This is a genomic window from Mycobacterium sp. E802, assembly GCF_001666875.1.
GTDB lineage: Bacteria > Actinomycetota > Actinomycetes > Mycobacteriales > Mycobacteriaceae > Mycobacterium.
Window position 1 is genome coordinate 17,851 of record NZ_LZJD01000082.1, and the last position, 14,153, is coordinate 32,003.

The window sequence follows — 14,153 nt, forward strand, 5'->3', positions numbered from 1 at the left end:
TGCGGGGCGGCCGAGCCGCGACTCACCTGCTCCTGGCGCGCTCACAGGAACCGCTCCACCATGTGCATACCGAGAACTCCTAGTGCGGCGATGAGAACCACGGCAAAGACGCCGACGGCGACCGCGAGCATCTGCCGCTGGTAGCGGGGACCCTGCTGCCAGAAGTCGATGAGGATGACGCGGATGCCGTTGAGTGCGTGGAACAGCACGGCGGCGACCAGGCCCATCTCCATCAATCCGACGATGGGGGTCTTGTACGTCTCGATGACCTCGTTGTAGGCCTGCGGGCTGACGCGGACCAACGCGGTGTCTAGGACGTGTACGAACAGGAAGAAGAAGATCGTGGCACCGGTAATACGGTGCAGCACCCAGGACCACATTCCCGGATCACCGCGATAAAGGGTGCGCCGTCGTGCTTTCCTGGGTTGCGGAGCCGGTACCTCCGTCTGAGTACTCATCGGGCCCTCCAACGCCATCGGTGGGACGTCTGGGACTGCTCAGGATTAGCCCCAAACCTCGGGGCGACTCTAAACCCATTTGTAGTGGCGAACGAATTACGGTTGACCTGTTCGGCCCACTGAACAGGCAAAAGTTAGGCTTACCTATCTTAATGCGAGAGCCGCGAACGGGGGTTTCGGAATGCATTCAGAACCTATGTGGGGGATGCCCGTATGACGGCGAATGTCGACTGGAAGTTATTGCGTGACAAGGCAATTGACGTTTCCGGGCGGGCTTACGCGCCGTATTCCGGATTTCCGGTGGGCGCCGCCGCTCTCGTCGACGATGGTCGCGTGGTGGCCGGTTGCAATGTGGAGAATGTCTCATATGGCCTAGGTCTCTGTGCCGAGTGCGCTGTGGTCTGCGCCTTGCATTCGCAAGGGGGTGGAAGGCTCGTCGCGTTGTCGTGTGTGGGCCCGGATGGCGCCCTGCTCATGCCCTGCGGACGGTGCCGTCAGGTGTTGCTGGAACACGGCGGGCCGGGGATGCTCGTCGACCATCCCAGTGGCCCGCGGCCACTGGCCGAGCTGCTGCCCGACGCCTTCGGCCCGCAGGATCTGGAACGTCGGTAAGGCCAAGTGGTCCAACAACTCCGGTTACCGACGAGTAGGTTGACGGCCATGCCTTTCGACGCGCCGTCTGTCATTCGGACCAAACGGGACGGCGGTGTGCTGTCCGACGCCGCCATCGACTGGGTGATCGACGGCTACACCCACGGACGGGTGGCCGACGAGCAGATGTCGGCCCTGTTGATGGCGATCTTCCTCAACGGGATGACGGTGACCGAGACCACCCGCTGGACCGCCGCCATGGTCTCTTCCGGGGAGCGGTTCGATTTCACCGATCTACGTCGTGAGGGAAAGCCGCTCGCCCTCGTCGACAAACACTCCACCGGCGGGGTCGGCGACAAGATCACCATCCCGCTGCTGCCGGTCGTAATGGCTTGCGGGGGCAGCGTTCCGCAGGCATCCGGCCGCGGGCTGGGGCATACCGGTGGCACGCTCGACAAGCTGGAATCGATCGCCGGGTTCACCGCGGAGCTGTCCAAAGACCGTATCCGCCAGCAACTTTCCGATATCGGCGGAGCGATCTTCGCCGCCGGTGAGCTGGCTCCGGCCGATCGCAAGATCTATGCCCTGCGGGATATCACGTCCACCGTCGACTCGACGCCCCTGATCGCCAGTTCGGTGATGAGCAAGAAGCTCGCCGAGGGTGCCCGGTCCTTGGTGCTCGACGTCAAAGTCGGCCGGGGTGCGTTCCTGAAGACCGAGGCCGACGCCCGGGAGCTGGCGCGGATCATGGTCGACCTCGGGAATGCCGACGGGGTCCCGACGCGGGCCCTGCTCACCGACATGAACTGCCCGCTGGGCTGCGCCGTCGGTAACTCCGTGGAGGTGGCCGAATCGCTGGAGGTGCTGGCCGGCGGCGGCCCGGCCGACGTGGTCGAGCTGACGCTGACGCTGGCGGCCGAGATGCTCGACGCCGCCGGCGTCGACGGCGCCGACCCGGCTCAGACGCTGCGTGACGGCACCGCGATGGATCGGTTCCGGGCGCTGGTGGCAGCCCAGGGCGGGGAGCTGAGCCGCCCGCTGCCGATCGGGACGGCCACCGAGACCGTGACGGCCCCGCACGGCGGCATCATGGGTGACATCGAGGCCATGGGCGTGGCGATGGCGGCGTGGCGCTTGGGTGCGGGTCGCGCGCAGCCGGGGGAGCCAGTACAGCTGGGCGCGGGGGTGCGGATTCACCGCAAGCCGGGGGAGCCCGTGGCCGCCGGAGAGACGCTGTTCACCCTCTACACCGAGACCGCGGAGCGGCTGGCCGGCGCGCTCGCCGAGCTCGACGGCGCCTGGTCGGTCGACGACTCGGCACCGGTGCAGCGGCCCCTGGTCATCGACCGAATCGTCTGACGGGCACCCACGGCTGCGGTGCCGAGGGATGATGGGGGCATGAGCACCCCGCTGACCTTGGACAAGATTCAGCACGCGCCCAAGGCCCTGCTGCACGACCACCTCGACGGTGGGCTGCGTCCGGCCACCGTGCTGGAGCTGGCCGGTGAGCTCGGGTACGAAGAGCTTCCCGCCACCGAGGTCGACGAGCTGGCCACGTTCTTCCGCACCGCCGCCCACAGCGGCTCGCTGGAGCGCTACCTGGAACCGTTCGCCCACACCGTCGGCGTCATGCAGACCCCTGAGGCGTTGCACCGGGTCGCCCACGAGTGCGTGGAGGATCTGGCCGCCGACAACGTGGTGTACGCCGAGGTCCGGTTCGCCCCCGAGCTGCACATCGACCGCGGCCTGTCGCTCGACGACGTCGTCGATGCGGTCCTGGCCGGGTTCGCCGACGGGGAGAAGGCAGCCGCGGCCGCGGGTCGCACAATCACCGTGCGTTGCCTGGTCACCGCGATGCGCCACGCGGCCCGGTCGCGTGAGATCGCCGAGCTGGCAATCAGATTCCGCGACAAGGGCGTGGTCGGATTCGACATCGCCGGAGCCGAGGCCGGCTACCCGCCCACCCGGCACCTGGATGCCTTCGAGTACATGCGGGGCAACAACGCGCGCTTCACCATTCACGCCGGCGAGGCGTTCGGTCTGCCATCGATCCACGAGGCCATCGCGTTCTGCGGTGCCGACCGGCTGGGCCACGGCGTGCGCATCGTCGACGACATCACCGAACTCGACGACGGCACCCAACACCTGGGCCGGCTGGCCTCGCTTCTGCGGGACAAGCGCATCCCGCTGGAGATGTGTCCGAGCAGCAACGTGCAGACCGGGGCGGCACCCAGCATCGCCGAGCACCCGTTCGACCGGCTGGCCCGACTCCGGTTCCGGGTCACGGTCAACACCGACAACCGGCTGATGAGCGACACCACGATGAGCCAGGAGATGCTGCGTCTGGTCGAGGCATTCGGCTACGGCTGGAGTGATCTGGAGCGGTTCACGATCAACGCGATGAAATCGGCCTTCATCCCGTTCGACCAACGGCTCGCATTGATCGACGAGGTGATCAAGCCTCGGTACGCGGTGCTGGTCGGCTGAGGGTCACGGCGCGACGGGCAAATTCTCCTTGTCGAAATTTCGACGTCGGCCGATCTGTTTGGCACGCGGGAAGCATTGAACTCATCGGCTCATCGCAGGACCTGTCAAATACACTCCCCACGTGAACCCGTGGGGGAGTTCGCCGTGGGGCGACAACGATGGTCAGCAGGCATCTGGGATGAGCGGGTCGCCGTTCGATTCACCCTCGGTACAACCCGGAGCGCCCCCGGTCTTCGGCGACCATCCGGGATTCCCTCCGCAGGGATGGGGTCAGCAATCCGCATACGGCGCATACCCGCCTCAGTTCAGTCCGCAGCCCCCGGAGCACCGTCGCCGGAACGCGAAGGCCATCGGCTTGGTGATCGCCGCGGTGATCGGCGTACTGGCCTTGGTCGGCTCGATCGTGTACTGGATGTCGGGCTCTGACTCAGGGTTGTCGGAGGCCGATGCAGCTGCTGGAAAGGCAGAGATCGCCGGTGTGGAGCGTCCGCCCGCCGCGGCGAAGCTGTCCTTGAGTGCAGCGCCCACCAAGAACCTGTGGAGCTACCCGCCGGGACCGGATTCCGGCGCGTATTCCTCGGTCATGGGCGGCGATTCGAAAACCGTCATCGTCAATCTGAAGAAATCCATGATCGCGCTGGATGCCGAGAACGGTGCGCCGCTGTGGCAGCAACCTCTTCCCGCGTCGTTCGGCATGGCAGCGCACTGTGTCGTCGGTACGTCGGGCGGGGCCGCCCTCTGCCGCGGCGGCAAGGAGGCGGTGCTCCTCGATATGAGGTCCGGCGCGACGAAGGCCTCCATGTCGGCTGACACCGGCGTCGCTCAGGTCTATGCCGGTTCCGGCTTACTCGCATTCGCCGCCAACAAGAAAAACCTCACGGTGTTCGATGATGCTGGGCAACAGCTCTGGACGAAGCCGATAACTGGATTGGCATCGGTCTACCTGGATCAAGGCGTCGTGGCAGAAGAAGTGGGCGGCACCAGCACGAAGTTCTACGACGCCAAGTCCGGCGCCGATCTGTTCTCGATCGGCGCGGTCGACGATCTCATCGCCACCAGCCGAGGCATCGTGGTGTCGGTGCGCGGCAGGGGACGCCAGAACTCGGACCGTTTCCCCGAACAGCAGATCGATTTCTACTCCTTTACCGGCAAGCTCGCCTGGCGCATTCCCGCGGACCGCGGATATCGGCTGCCGGACACCAGTCTGAATTCAACTCCCTCGTTCCCATCTTCGGTGGAGTACGCAACATCAGGGGTTGCGCTGCCGATCGTGTACAGCGAGGGCAAGGGAGAGATCGCGGCCGTGGAGCCCCTGACAGGCGATTTCAAGTGGTCACAGCGGGTGCCGCTCTCACCGAAGCCTTCGGTCAGGCTCGCGGGGGTGGGCAATCTGTGCATCGTGGCGTACGGGGAGGTGGGTTCGGACACGGGCGGGGTGCGCGTGCGGGACTGCACAGACGGAACCGGCGCGTTCATCGAGAAGGCGAAGCTCGATGAACTGGTCGCGGCCGACAACAACCAGATCGTCGGCCGCCACGACGGTGGCCCTACGATCGCCTACGACACCGCAACCGGCCAACCATCGTGGCAGCTGGGTGACGACGTCGGCAGCGTCACGTGGGTGGGAGCCGGGCTCTATGGAAATGGGCGCGGCAAAATCACCCGGTTGTCCTGAGGTCTACTCCGGGCGCAGCCGCGACTCCACGAAGCGCTCCAGCGCGTCCCACTGCTCGACGGCCTCGGCATAGGGCGCTTCAGGTTTGCGGGCGTCGTCGTTGCCCAGGACATAGCCGACGAACTTGCCGAGGGCCTTGGTGTCGGCCAGCGTCTCGTCGACGGTCTTGTCCTCGGAGTAGTCGCTGACGTCGCGCAGCAGTTCGACGGCCAGCTCCAACTGGTCGTGGTCGACCGCGTCGGGCCCGTCGGCGATGTCATCGGAGATGCCGGACAGGACGTAGACGTTCTCGTCGGAGACCTCCACCCGCAGCGAGCCGTCGGTCGCCGCAGTCCGGATGTCGTCGTAGGTGGCCAGGTCCGACAGGTCGTGGTCGTGCTCGTCGGCCAGGTACCGGGCCAGCGCACGCTCGGAGCTGAACACGCTGATGCGGCCGTTGCGGCCGAGGAAGACCGGCTCGTCGTCGAGGTAGCAGCGCAGGGTGTAGACGGTGCCCGAACCGGTCATGATCCGCACCGGATCGATGCCGACCTTCGCCCAGAAATCCTCGTCGTCGCCCAGGACCGCGGTATCGGCGGCGCTGCGGGCAGACTCACCGGCGACCGCCTCGTCCTCGCCGTCACCCTCACCGTCGGCGTCTTCGGTCTCGGCGGTGAGCTCGTCATCGTCCTCTTCGGGAGCGGGCTCCTCCAGCTCGGCCTCGGCCTTCTTGACGGCGTCGGCCTCGAGATCCTCGGGCACCGTGACGATCTCGTCGATGGAATCGAGCACACCGTCCCAGCCCCGGGCGATCACGGCTTCGATCTCGGCCCAGCGCTTGCGACCGGCGCGGCCGGTGAAGCCCTCCAACCCGCCGCCGACCGTGCCGAGCACCGGGTTGCCGTTGAAGAACTTGCTGATCGCCGCCAGCTCGCAGACCGAGCCGATCGAGGACACCACGACCAGCGTGCGGTGCAGGGTCGCGACAGACTCCTCCGTCGGCTTGTCGGCGACGAGATCGGGGAGCCCGACGATGTCGTACTCACGGTCGTCGGCCGGTTGCAGCCGATGGGCGTTGGCCGCGGTCAGCTTGTCCCATGCCGGGTGGTCGGCCAGATCGTTGTCGGTGTTGGTGCGGACGAATGCGACCAGGTCAGCGACCGATTCGAAGCCATAGAGGGCGTCGCCTTCGCCCAGGAAGGCCTCCCACTCGTCGCCGGCATCGCGCCACCGCGGAGCCCAGAGTGTGTAAAGGTCGCCCTTGGTCAGCCCGAGCCGGACCGGCACGATGTCAGCAGCCATGCGGCACAGCCTAATGGGACGGCCTGCGCGCCCGGTCAGGTTGGTCTACGCCGTGGGCCGCCAGAAGCCCTGGAAGCCCTGACCGGCATTGGTGGTGCGGATCGGGGACAGCTTCACCGGATCGCCCGCCTCGATCATCGTCCCCTCACCCACGATCATCGCGACATGGCCGTCCCACACCGCCAGATCACCCGGGCGCAGCGACCCGGCCGACACCGCCTTGCCGATGTCCTGCTCCTGGGCCAAACGTGGAATGTCCAGTCCGGCTTCGTGATACGCCCATTGCGTCAAGCCGCTGCAGTCCAGTCCGACGCCCGGTGTGGTGCCGCCCCACCGGTAGGGCACGCCCAGCTGGGTGAGGGCGTGTCGCACGGCGCTGGCGGCCACCGCATTGGGCGCCACCGCGGTACTGCCGTCGGGCAGGCGTACCGCGACGCCGTCACCGAACATGCCGGGGTCGCGTAGGCCGACGGCGGCCTCGGGTCGATCGGCAGCCGATGGCATACCCCCGCTGAACGAGGCCGGGGTGAAACCGCCCGCGTGGCCCGCACCGCCGGCACTTCCCGTGCCACCCGAGAACCCCGTACCACCCGAGAACCCGGCCGGAGCCGGGGCGGTGACGGCGCCGGTGAGCGAGCCGGCCTGAACATCCAGCTCGGCGCGGAGTTCCTCGATGACGGCTGACGCCTCGCTGATCGCCCGCTGTGCCTCGGCCTCGAGTTCTTCGGCCACCCCCGGCTCTGCGAGGTGCGGCGCCAATGCCGCGGCGCGTTGCTCGAAGCGGTCGATGATGGCCTGCAGCCGCGCACCCGCGTCGGCCACTGCGGTGCCTGCGTGCCGGGCCGAGGCGCTCAGCACCCGTGCCCGCTCGGCCAGGCTGCTCGCCTGAGCCGCGGCACCCGCGGTGAACTCCGCGGCGGCGGTGGCGGCGGTTCCGGACCAGTCCCCGGCCCGTTCCCAGGAATGCCGCAGCGCGACGGCGATGTCCGACAGCGTGGTGTGCGCGCCGTCCAGGGCCGTCACCGCGGGGACGTGGTGGCCGGACCCGACGAGATCACGCAGCTCGTACAGCGGTGCGGCCAGGGTGATGGGCACCGCTACACCTGCGGCAACAGCTCGGCGGCCCGCTCACCGGCGGCGTGGAAGACGTTGACGGTGCCCTCGGCGTGCAGCGCACCGGAGCCGGTGTGGGTTCCGAGCGCCGCAACTGCGGCACTGTGTTCGGTCACCGCCTCGGTGAACGCGATGACGAATCGTTCAGCGACAGGGCCGAGAGCATCGGCCGGTGACGGCATCGACCGCAGGGCGGCGGCCACGGTGTTCAGGTCGGCGGCGTGCGCGGCAAGGGCGGCGCCAAGTGCGCGGATGGCCGCCAGGTCGGCGCGCAGGGTGTCGGCGGGCATGTGGTTAGGACGCCCGCCGACGCCGTTCGGTTCCCTTGAATCGCGTCGGGCTGAGTGTCGGGTTCAGATGGCCGTGCCGCCGCCGTCGACGTGCAGCGTCGAACCGGTGATGAAGGCCGCGCGCGGAGAGCTCAGGAACAACACCGCGTGGGCGATCTCCTCGGGCGTGGCGGTGCGGCCCAGTGGCAGGGCACGACCCAACTCCTCATTGGTGTCGCCCCATTGCGCCGCCACACCTTCGGTGCGGGTCGGTCCCGGGGCCACGCTGTTGACCCGCACCCCGCCGGCCCCGAATTCCGCGGCCCAGGTGCGGGTCAGCGATTCCACCGCGGCCTTGGAGGCGCTGTAGGCGGATGCTCCGGGCACGCCTTTGGAGGCGACCATCGAGGTGACGTTGACGATGCTGCCGCGGCCACGGTCGAGCATGCCGCCCACCAGCTGGGCGACGAGGAAATAGGTGCCGCGCACATTGGTGTCGAAGGTCTGCTCGAAGGAGTCGATGCCCTGCTCGACGGTGAGCGCGCCCGGGAACGCGGCCGCGTTGTTTACCAGGATGTCGGTCTGATCACATTGTTGTGAAAGTGATTTCACCGATTCCAGGTCGGCGAGGTCGGCGCGGACGAAGTCGACGTCACCGCCCAGCGCGACCGCGGCGTCACGTCCTCGCTTCTCGTCTCGGCCGGTGATGATCACAGTTGCGCCGGCACCGGCCAGCAGGTCGGCGCATGCCAGGCCGATGCCGGCAGTCCCGCCGGTGATCAGCGCGGTGTACCCCTTGAGTTCGGTCGATCCCGATTCCATGGTGTCCTCTCGTTGTTCTCAGGCGACACATTGGGTGTCGGCCAGCGTGGCGCGCAGTCGTTCTCGGCTGCGCGATATCCGTGACATCACCGTTCCCAGCGGGATTTCCATCCGGGCCGCGGTCTCGGCGTAGGTGAAACCTTCGATGTCGGCGTAGTACAGCACCGTGCGAAAGCCCTCGGGCAGCGTCAGCACCGCGTCACGGATCCGGTTGTCGCAGAACAGGTCAAGAGCGTGATCTTCGGCGGAACGCTCTGCGGCTCTGCCGTGGCTACTGTTGGTCCACATGTCGCTGTCGGTGATATCGCCGACGGTGAACGTGTCCGGCCGGCGTTGCTTCATCCGGTGCGTGCTGATCCAGCGGTTGTGCATGATCCGGAACAGCCATGCCCGCACGTTGGTGCCCGGCTCGAACCGGTGAAAGCCGGCGTAGGCGTTCATCAGTGTGTCCTGCACCAGGTCTTCGGCGTCGGCCTGGGTGAGGGTGAGCCGTCGCGCGGTGCGCAACAGGACGGGTTGAAACGGCATGGCCTCACGAGCGAACCTGTCGGCCAGTTGTGCGACGGACTCCTCGACGGTGGGGTCCGTGGGCGAGCCGGTCGGTCCGATGTCTACGACTTTCGCCATGTCAGTTCTCCAGAGTCGAGGGGGCAGGATTGACGCCATCTCAGACTGTCCGGGCCAACCCCGTAGCGGACCCTTGAAAACCCGTGGTCCGTGGTCCGTGGGCCACTGCGGGCAGGGACCCCGTTAAGGTCGGCGCATGGATGTACGCGTCGTCGACCACCCTCTGGCCGCCGCCCGGCTGACCACCCTGCGGGATGAGCGCACCGACAACGCCGGGTTCCGGTCGGCACTGCGCGACCTGACCATGATGCTCGTGTACGAGGCCACCCGCGATGCTGCCTCCGAGGCAATCTCGGTACGAACCCCGGTGACCGAAACGACCGGGTTCCGGCTGGCCAACCCGCCGCTACTGGTCCCGGTGTTGCGGGCCGGTCTGGGCATGGTCGATCAGGCACACGCCCTGATCCCCGAGGCGCAGGTCGGGTTCGTCGGGATGGCCCGCGACGAGACGACGCATCAGCCGACGCCGTATCTGGCCTCGCTGCCCGACGACCTGAGTGCCCGATCGGTGTTCGTGCTCGACCCGATGCTGGCCACCGGCGGCTCGATGGCCCACACCATCGGCCTGCTGCGCGAGCGCAACGCCGTCGACATCACCGCGGTGTGCGTGGTGTGTGCGCCACGGGGGATCGACACCCTCAAGGAAGCGGCGCCCGAGATCCGGTTGATCACGGCGTCCATCGACGAGGGGCTCAACGACGCCGCCTACATCGTCCCGGGCCTGGGTGACGCCGGGGATCGTCAGTTCGGTCCGCGCTGAGGCTGCCTACCAGCGCACCGCCGCGTCGGCCAGGGCCTGACTCAGCTTCTCGGCGTGCGCCCGCGCGGTGCGCACATCGTCGGTCGGGGCACACCGAACCTCGGTGTAGGACTTGAGTTTCGGCTCGGTTCCGGAGGGCCGCACCACCACCCGCACCGACGTACCCGCCTCGTCCCCGGTGAAGATCAGCGCATCGGTGCAGAGCTGTCCGGGCCGTAGCTGCAGATCCTCGACGGCGACGGCGAAACCGGCCAGCTCGGTCGGCGGGTCCGAGCGCAACCGGGCCATGGCGGCGTCGGCGTCGTCGACGTGGCGGGTCACCGCGCCGGTGACGTGCACGCCGTGCTTCTTGGCCAGATCGTCGAGCGCATCGAGCATGGTGCGGCCCTGATCACGCAGCGCCGCAACCAGGTCGGCGGCCAGGATGGCCGCGCTGATCCCGTCCTTGTCGCGCACCGCGGCGGGGTCCACACAATGGCCGATCGCCTCTTCATAGGCGTACACCAAGGTGTTGCCGGGACTCTGCGCACGGGCCAACCACTTGAAGCCAGTGAGGGTTTCGGCGTGTTGGGCGCCGTGCGCCTCGGCGATCGCGGCCAGCATCCGGGAGGACACCACGGTGCTGGCCACCAGGGCGGCCTCGCTGACCGGGCCGGGCTCCAGCTGAGACAAGATGTAATCGCCCAGCAGCCAACCGGTTTCGTCACCAGTGAGCATGCGCCAGCCCTCCGGACCCGGGACACCGACGGCGCATCGGTCGGCGTCGGGATCCAGCGCGATGGCGATCTCGGCGTCGATGTCGTCGGCCAGCGCCAGCAGTGCGTCCACCGCACCGGGTTCCTCGGGGTTGGGGAAGCCGACGGTGGGGAAGTCCGGATCGGGCGCGAACTGTTCCTCGACGACGTGGACGTCGTCGAATCCGGCCAGGGCCATGGCATCCAGCGCGTATTCGCCGCCGACACCGTGCAGCGGCGTCAGCGCCACCCGCACCGACCCCGCGCTGCGGCGCACCCGCGCGGCCCGCTCGACGTAACCGTGGATCTGGCGCAGGCCGCCGACTTCCACCGGCACCCGGGGGATCTCGTCGGCATGTGGCGCCCGGGCCATCGCCGCCTCGATCTCGCGGTCGACGGGGGAGATGATCTGCATGCCACCGCCCAGAAACACCTTGTAGCCGTTGTCCGTCGGCGGATTGTGTGAGGCGGTGATCTGGATGCCCGCCGCGGTCGGCAGGTGCCGGACGGCGTAGGCGATGACCGGTGTCGGGACTGCGGCCAGCATCAGCAGCACGTCGAAACCTTCCCCGGCCAGCACTTCGGCAGCGGCCAGGGCGAATTCGTCGGATTTGTGCCGCGCGTCGCGACCCACCACCACATGCGTGCCGCCGGACCCTCGGTCCTTGAGTACCTGCGCGACGGCCCACGTGGCTCGCATGACCACGGCCAGGTTCATCGCGTCCGGCCCGCCGCGCAGGGGCCCGCGCAGCCCGGCGGTGCCGAACGTCAGCGGCCGGCTGAACCGGCGGTCGAGCTCGTCGGGACTGCAGGCGGCCAGTTCGGCCGCGGTCTGCGGATCGGGGTCGTGGGCGATCCAATCGGCGGAGGCAGTCGCGATGGAGGTCATGTGCCAAGTGTGCCCGCACTGGCGTCGGAGTAAGCAAGCTTGCGCAGGACCGGCGCCACCAGCATCAACAGGTCGACTTCCAGATCGGTCAGGTTCTCCCGCATGGTGGCGTGCAGCCAGGCGTCTCGTTCGGCCCGGTCGGCCTGTAAAAGTGCGGTGCCCTCGTCCGTGATCTCGATCAGTTGGCGGCGGCGGTCGGCGTCGTCGGGGCGGCGGGCGATCAGTCCGCGACGGACGAGCTCGTTGATGCTGTCAGTCAGGGACTGGACGCGCACGTGCAGGCGGGCGCCCATCTCGGCGGGAGTGGTGGTGCCGCTGCGACCGGCCTCGCCGAGCAGTTCCAACTGGCTCAAGGTCAGCCCGTGATCGGGGCGATGACGCCGCATCTGGCGGGCCACCGCCATGATCGACTCGCGGAGTTCCGTTGCCGACGTCGCAGACATAATCAAGTTATACCTTGGTAGCTATCACGGTAGATGCATGTTGATCGCCTTCCGCGGTGACTAATGCCAAGGGATTACTTATTATGTGAGCGGGAGGTGGACGCACGGATGACTCGGACGCTGCGGTGGGTGCTGCTGGTTGTCGCGACTGCCGCCGTCACCGTCCCGTTGAACCTCGTCGGCGTTCCGTCGGCGGCGTTGTTCGCCGGTCTCGCGGTCGGCATCGCGCGGGCCCTGGCCACATTCGCCCCCAAGCGGATGCCTCGCCCGGCCGGGGCGATCGCCCAAGGCGTACTCGGCGTCTACATCGGCACGATGGTGCATCAGGATGCCGTCGACGCCATGGGTTCGGACTGGCTGATCGTGGCGGCGGTCACCGTGGCGACCTTGGTGCTGAGCGTCGTGGCCGGCGGCTTGCTGGGATTGCACCGTGACGTCAGCCCACTGACCGGGTCGCTGGCCCTGGTGGCCGGTGGTGCGTCGGGTCTGGTGGCCATCGCGCGCGAACTTGGCGGCGACGATCGCGTCGTCTCCGTCGTCCAGTACCTGCGGGTGGCGCTCGTCACCGCGACCATTCCGCTCGTGGTGACCCTGATCTTCCGCGCCGACCGTTCCCACCCTGCGCCGGTAGCCGCTGAAACCGATTCGGCCCCTTGGTATCTCAGCCTCCTCATGCTGGTCGTTATCGTCGGGGTCGGCGTGGTGCTCGGCCGGTTGGCCAGGCTTCCCGGTGCCGGGCTACTGGGCCCGTTGGCGTTGACGGTGGCGTTGGAACTCAGTGGCCTGTCCTTCGGACTCACCGTCCCGTCGCTGCTGGTGCAGGCGGCCTACATGATGATCGGCTGGCAGGCCGGCATCGCCTTCACCCGAGAATCGCTGCGCGCCATCGGCCGTATCCTGCCGCTGGCCTTGACCTTGATCCTGGTGCTCGGTATGGCCACCGCCGGGCTCGGCGTACTGCTGGCCAACGTCACCGGCATGACGCAGCTCGAGGGCTATCTGGCGACCAGCCCGGGCGGCGTCTACGCGGTGCTGGCCACCGCGGTGGAAACCGGGTCCAACGTCACCTTCATCATCACCGCGCAGGTGCTGCGGGTACTTCTGATGCTGTTCGCGGCGCCACTGATGGCACGCGGCATGGCCCGGCTGGGCCGTCGACACGGCCGGCCGATCGAGGAACCGGTCGCTGCGGTCAGGTGAGCGGCCGGATCCGCTCGATCACCGAACGCAGCAGCGCACCCATCCGGGTCGCCGACTGCCGCCCGGCCTCGAGCACCTCGGCATGGCTGAGCGGCGCACCCGTCATCCCCGCGGCCAGATTCGTCACCATCGACACACCCAGTACCTCCAGGCCGGCCGCCCGAGCCGCGATGGTTTCGAGCACCGTGGACATGCCCACCAGGTCGGCACCCAGGGTGCGCAGCATCCGGATCTCGGCCGGGGTCTCGTAGTGCGGGCCGGGCAACCCGGCGTAGACGCCCTCGGTCAGGGCCGGTTCGATCCCGCGGGCCAGTGCACGCAGCCGGGGGGAGTAGGCGTCGACCAGGTCGACGAACTGCGCGCCCACCAGCGGAGACCGGGCCGTGAGGTTGAGGTGGTCGCTGATCAGCACGGGCTGGCCGACCTCGTACTCGGACCGCAGGCCGCCGGCGGCGTTGGTGAGCACCACGGTGGACACACCCGTGGCCGCCGCGGTGCGGATCGGGTGCACGACATGGTCCAGGTCATGACCCTCGTAGGCGTGGATCCGGCCGGCCAGCACCAGCACCCGGTGAGTGCCGATGCGGGTGGAGTGGATCTGACCGCGGTGCCCGACCGCGCTGGGCGGGACGAGTCCGGGGATGTCGGCCATCGGCACCGTGGCGACGGGATCTCCGAGCTCGGCGACCGCGGGCGCCCAACCCGAGCCGAGCACGACGGCGACATCGTGGTGGCGAACTCCGGTGCGTTCGGCGATGGCTTCGGCAGATGACAGCGCTGAGGCCTGGAGATCGGTCACGATAG

15 protein-coding genes are annotated in these 14,153 nt (G+C 68.1%); 6 read left to right on the forward strand and 9 right to left on the reverse strand.

Annotated features, from left to right (window positions below):
- Window positions 1–41: 41 nt before the first annotated feature.
- Window positions 42–458 carry a succinate dehydrogenase, cytochrome b556 subunit gene (gene sdhC, locus A5699_RS12285; RefSeq protein WP_076239954.1) on the reverse strand — a complete coding sequence of 139 codons (417 nt, stop codon included), beginning with the start codon at window positions 456–458 and terminating at the stop codon, window positions 42–44.
- A 213-nt stretch (window positions 459–671) separates the two neighbouring features.
- Between sdhC and A5699_RS28470 the strand changes: the two genes are divergently transcribed.
- The 4 genes from A5699_RS28470 (at window position 672) to A5699_RS12305 (ending at window position 5,211) form a co-directional block, all read left to right on the forward strand.
- Window positions 672–1,070, forward strand: coding sequence for a cytidine deaminase (locus A5699_RS28470; protein ID WP_076239935.1), 399 nt, complete (start codon window positions 672–674; stop codon window positions 1,068–1,070).
- Between the two features lie 48 nt (window positions 1,071–1,118).
- Window positions 1,119–2,408, forward strand: coding sequence for a thymidine phosphorylase (locus tag A5699_RS12295; protein ID WP_082957678.1), 1,290 nt, complete (start codon window positions 1,119–1,121; stop codon window positions 2,406–2,408).
- Between the two features lie 39 nt (window positions 2,409–2,447).
- Entirely contained in the window at window positions 2,448–3,536 is a 1,089-nt protein-coding gene (locus A5699_RS12300; protein WP_067769603.1) for an adenosine deaminase, read from the forward strand.
- A 358-nt stretch (window positions 3,537–3,894) separates the two neighbouring features.
- A complete protein-coding gene (locus A5699_RS12305; protein ID WP_231965698.1) occupies window positions 3,895–5,211 on the forward strand; it encodes a PQQ-binding-like beta-propeller repeat protein in 1,317 nt (438 codons plus the stop codon).
- 3 nt (window positions 5,212–5,214) lie between these two features.
- Here the strand turns inward: A5699_RS12305 and A5699_RS12310 are convergent, their stop codons facing one another.
- The 5 genes from A5699_RS12310 to A5699_RS12330 all read right to left on the reverse strand — a co-directional run bounded on the left by A5699_RS12310 (window position 5,215) and on the right by A5699_RS12330 (window position 9,323).
- Complete coding sequence (locus A5699_RS12310) at window positions 5,215–6,492, reverse strand: primosomal protein (RefSeq protein ID WP_067769606.1); 1,278 nt, start codon at window positions 6,490–6,492, stop codon at window positions 5,215–5,217.
- A 45-nt stretch (window positions 6,493–6,537) separates the two neighbouring features.
- Window positions 6,538–7,587, reverse strand: coding sequence for a C40 family peptidase (locus A5699_RS12315; RefSeq protein WP_067769610.1), 1,050 nt, complete (start codon window positions 7,585–7,587; stop codon window positions 6,538–6,540).
- Window positions 7,588–7,589: 2 nt separating this feature from the next.
- The gene (locus tag A5699_RS12320) at window positions 7,590–7,895 is read right to left on the reverse strand and encodes a hypothetical protein (protein ID WP_231965695.1); all 306 of its coding nucleotides are present in this window, start codon (window positions 7,893–7,895) and stop codon (window positions 7,590–7,592) included.
- A 63-nt stretch (window positions 7,896–7,958) separates the two neighbouring features.
- Window positions 7,959–8,696: an SDR family NAD(P)-dependent oxidoreductase gene (locus A5699_RS12325; RefSeq protein WP_067769612.1), complete on the reverse strand. Its 738-nt coding sequence runs from the start codon at window positions 8,694–8,696 to the stop codon at window positions 7,959–7,961.
- An 18-nt stretch (window positions 8,697–8,714) separates the two neighbouring features.
- Window positions 8,715–9,323 carry a sigma-70 family RNA polymerase sigma factor gene (locus tag A5699_RS12330; protein WP_082957679.1) on the reverse strand — a complete coding sequence of 203 codons (609 nt, stop codon included), beginning with the start codon at window positions 9,321–9,323 and terminating at the stop codon, window positions 8,715–8,717.
- A 136-nt stretch (window positions 9,324–9,459) separates the two neighbouring features.
- On the opposite strand from A5699_RS12330, the gene upp reads away from it, so the two are divergent.
- Window positions 9,460–10,083 (forward strand): uracil phosphoribosyltransferase, encoded by a 624-nt coding sequence (gene upp / locus A5699_RS12335; protein WP_067769615.1) that lies wholly within the window; start codon window positions 9,460–9,462, stop codon window positions 10,081–10,083.
- A gap of 6 nt (window positions 10,084–10,089) precedes the next feature.
- Here the strand turns inward: upp and A5699_RS12340 are convergent, their stop codons facing one another.
- A complete protein-coding gene (locus tag A5699_RS12340; protein WP_067769617.1) occupies window positions 10,090–11,706 on the reverse strand; it encodes a phospho-sugar mutase in 1,617 nt (538 codons plus the stop codon).
- A complete protein-coding gene (locus A5699_RS12345) occupies window positions 11,703–12,149 on the reverse strand; it encodes a MarR family winged helix-turn-helix transcriptional regulator (protein ID WP_067769619.1) in 447 nt (148 codons plus the stop codon). The genes A5699_RS12340 and A5699_RS12345 overlap by 4 nt, the downstream gene beginning before the upstream one ends.
- Before the next feature lie 108 nt (window positions 12,150–12,257).
- Between A5699_RS12345 and A5699_RS12350 the strand changes: the two genes are divergently transcribed.
- A complete protein-coding gene (locus tag A5699_RS12350) occupies window positions 12,258–13,349 on the forward strand; it encodes an AbrB family transcriptional regulator (RefSeq protein WP_067769666.1) in 1,092 nt (363 codons plus the stop codon).
- Here the strand turns inward: A5699_RS12350 and A5699_RS12355 are convergent.
- Window positions 13,342–14,151, reverse strand: a complete 810-nt coding sequence (locus A5699_RS12355) for a purine-nucleoside phosphorylase (protein WP_369806694.1) — start codon at window positions 14,149–14,151, stop codon at window positions 13,342–13,344. The two genes, A5699_RS12350 and A5699_RS12355, sit on opposite strands and share 8 nt — an antisense overlap.
- Between the last annotated feature and the right edge of the window lie 2 nt (window positions 14,152–14,153).

Excerpts from the sequence above, each read along its gene's own strand:
- A5699_RS12325 (WP_067769612.1), bottom strand. The coding sequence starts at position 8,696 with ATGGAATCGGGATCGACCGAACTCAAGGGGTACACCGCGCTGATCACC.
- A5699_RS12295 (WP_082957678.1), top strand. The coding sequence starts at position 1,119 with ATGCCTTTCGACGCGCCGTCTGTCATTCGGACCAAACGGGACGGCGGT.
- A5699_RS12345 (WP_067769619.1), bottom strand. The coding sequence starts at position 12,149 with ATGTCTGCGACGTCGGCAACGGAACTCCGCGAGTCGATCATGGCGGTG.
- A5699_RS12330 (WP_082957679.1), bottom strand. The coding sequence starts at position 9,323 with ATGGCGAAAGTCGTAGACATCGGACCGACCGGCTCGCCCACGGACCCC.
- upp (WP_067769615.1), top strand. The coding sequence starts at position 9,460 with ATGGATGTACGCGTCGTCGACCACCCTCTGGCCGCCGCCCGGCTGACC.
- A5699_RS12310 (WP_067769606.1), bottom strand. The coding sequence starts at position 6,492 with ATGGCTGCTGACATCGTGCCGGTCCGGCTCGGGCTGACCAAGGGCGAC.
- A5699_RS12350 (WP_067769666.1), top strand. The coding sequence starts at position 12,258 with ATGACTCGGACGCTGCGGTGGGTGCTGCTGGTTGTCGCGACTGCCGCC.
- A5699_RS28470 (WP_076239935.1), top strand. The coding sequence starts at position 672 with ATGACGGCGAATGTCGACTGGAAGTTATTGCGTGACAAGGCAATTGAC.
- A5699_RS12320 (WP_231965695.1), bottom strand. The coding sequence starts at position 7,895 with ATGCCCGCCGACACCCTGCGCGCCGACCTGGCGGCCATCCGCGCACTT.
- sdhC (WP_076239954.1), bottom strand. The coding sequence starts at position 458 with ATGAGTACTCAGACGGAGGTACCGGCTCCGCAACCCAGGAAAGCACGA.
- A5699_RS12340 (WP_067769617.1), bottom strand. The coding sequence starts at position 11,706 with ATGACCTCCATCGCGACTGCCTCCGCCGATTGGATCGCCCACGACCCC.
- A5699_RS12300 (WP_067769603.1), top strand. The coding sequence starts at position 2,448 with ATGAGCACCCCGCTGACCTTGGACAAGATTCAGCACGCGCCCAAGGCC.